3 protein-coding genes are annotated in these 2,180 nt (G+C 72.2%); all 3 read left to right on the top strand.

The annotated features are described in order from the left end of the window. The first annotated feature begins 57 nt into the window (after positions 1 to 57). On the top strand, positions 58 to 1,101 hold the full coding sequence (gene hemB / locus IY392_RS13710; RefSeq protein WP_194861510.1) for a porphobilinogen synthase: 1,044 nt from the start codon (positions 58 to 60) through the stop codon (positions 1,099 to 1,101). Continuing rightward, positions 1,098 to 1,697: a hypothetical protein gene (locus IY392_RS13705; protein WP_194861509.1), complete on the top strand. Its 600-nt coding sequence runs from the start codon at positions 1,098 to 1,100 to the stop codon at positions 1,695 to 1,697. The genes hemB and IY392_RS13705 overlap by 4 nt, the downstream gene beginning before the upstream one ends. Further along, a partial coding sequence (locus IY392_RS13700; protein ID WP_194861508.1) for a hypothetical protein occupies positions 1,684 to 2,180 on the top strand: 497 nt, incomplete at its 3' end. The genes IY392_RS13705 and IY392_RS13700, both read left to right, overlap by 14 nt.

Raw genomic sequence — 2,180 nt, 5'->3', positions numbered from 1 at the left:
CGCTGACACCGACCGGCGCCGCGCCGCGTGACAGGCGACTTTCGTACAGTGGAGCCTGTGACCACACCGCGTGAGACCGATCCCGCATCCGTCCCGGCACCGCTGGTGCGCCCGCGACGGCTGCGCTCGACGCCGGCGATGCGCAGGCTCGTCGCCGAGACCACGCTCGCCCCCAGGCAGCTGGTCCTTCCGGCGTTCGTCGCCGACGGGATCACGGAGCCGAAGCCCATCTCCTCCCTGCCCGGGGTGGTTCAGCACACGGTCGACTCCCTGCGGGCCGAGGCCGTCGCCGCCGCCGAGGCGGGACTCGGCGGGATCATGCTCTTCGGGGTTCCGCACGACGCGGACAAGGACGCCGTCGGCAGCTGCGGCGCCGCGGCCGACGGCATCCTCAACCGGGCGCTGGCGACCGTCCGCGAGGAGGTGGGTGACGACCTCGTGGTGATGGCCGACACCTGTCTGGACGAATTCACCGACCACGGGCACTGCGGCGTCCTGGGTACCGATCCGCGGGGCGAACAGGTCGTCGACAACGACGCCACCCTGGCGGCATACACCGAACTCGCCGTGGCGCAGGCCGCCGCGGGAGCCCATGTGGTGGGGCCGAGCGGGATGATGGACGGTCAGATCATCGCCATCCGCGAGGCGCTGGACCGCGAGGGCTTCCACGACGTGGCCGTGTTGGCGTACAGCGCCAAGTACGCGAGCGCGTTCTACGGGCCGTTCCGTGAGGCCGTCGGATCCTCGCTGCGCGGTGACCGGCGTACCTATCAGCAGGACCCCGCCAACCTGCGCGAGTCCCTGCGGGAGGTCCGCCTGGACCTGGACGAGGGCGCCGACATGGTCATGGTCAAGCCGGCGATGAGCTATCTCGACGTGCTGCGCCAGACCGCCGAGCTCTCGGACGTCCCCGTCGCCGCCTATCAGGTCTCCGGGGAGTACGCGATGATCTCCGCCGCCGCCGAGCGGGGGTGGATCGATCACGACCCGGCGGTGATGGAGTCGTTGACCTCCATCCGTCGGGCCGGAGCGGACATCGTCCTGACCTACTGGGCGCTGCACGCCGCACGCCTCCTCGCCGACGGGTGGGGCCAGCGGTGACGGGCAGCGGGCCGTGGCGTCCACCCGAACGCACCGACGGGCCCTCCGAGCGCGCCGACGGTCGACCGGAGAGCCCTGCCGGGCCGGTGCCCGACGACGTTCACTCCGCGTGGGGACTGTGGCTCGCCGCGACCGCTTTCGCACTCGTGGGGATGCTGCTCAACGCCGCCACCACGCGCTTCGGTGACCTCCCCCCGGCCACGCGTGACGCCTTCCGCGACGCGGTCGAGACCACTGGGACCGCGGACATCTCCATCGAGGCGTTGTTCGGGTTCGCGCGGGGCGTGGGTGCCGTACTGGCGATGGTCGCGGCCGTGGTGACCGTGTGGCTGGCCTTCCGCTTGCGGGCAGGGAAGGGCTGGGCCCGGACGATGCTGGACATCGTCGCGGTATTCCTCGTGGTGGACGCGGTCTCGGTGGTGATCGGCGTGTTCGGCGGGGTCGCGGTCGCGGGGGAGCGGGGCGAGATCGTCACCTTCCTGGTGATCTCGCTGCAGATTCTCGCGGGACTGTGCGCCGCGACCGCCGTGTGGCGCCAGCACACCGCCGAGGCGATGAAGTTCACGACCGGCGGCGGTGCGCGTGCCGGCGAGTGAACCCGAACGGCCGGGGTCCGAACCCGAGGGGCCCATCCTGTACGCCGAGGACGGGTGGAGTTGGGCCTGGATCTTCGCCGCGCCACTGTTCTGCGCGGGCGCCGCGGCGTTCGAACTGGTCACCGGCGCGCCCGTCCACTGGCTCATGCTCACGGTCTGTGCGATCGCCTCGGCGATGTGCCACGGGGTGATGATCGCCGCCACCCGCGTCCACGGTCGCGTCCGACTCACCCCGACCGTGTACATCCAGGGAACCGAGGAGCTCGAGCTGGCCCGCGTGGAGGAGGTGCTCCCGCTGCCCGGTGACGGCCGCCCCGAGGCTTCATGGGAGACCGCCCGCACGCTCGGGGAGCTGCGGGAGGTCCCGCGCCGACGGCGCTCCGTGGGCCTGCGCCTGGACACCGGTGCCGAGGTGCGGGCCTGGACCCGTGATCCGGTCGCCCTGCACGCCGCCCTCCGCGACGCGGTCCGCTCCGTCGGCAC

Source organism: Dietzia sp. SYD-A1, assembly GCF_015356725.1.
Lineage (GTDB): Bacteria > Actinomycetota > Actinomycetes > Mycobacteriales > Mycobacteriaceae > Dietzia.
The sequence above is the reverse complement of the archived record's forward strand: the minus strand, read 5'-3'. Positions and strand labels throughout refer to the sequence as shown.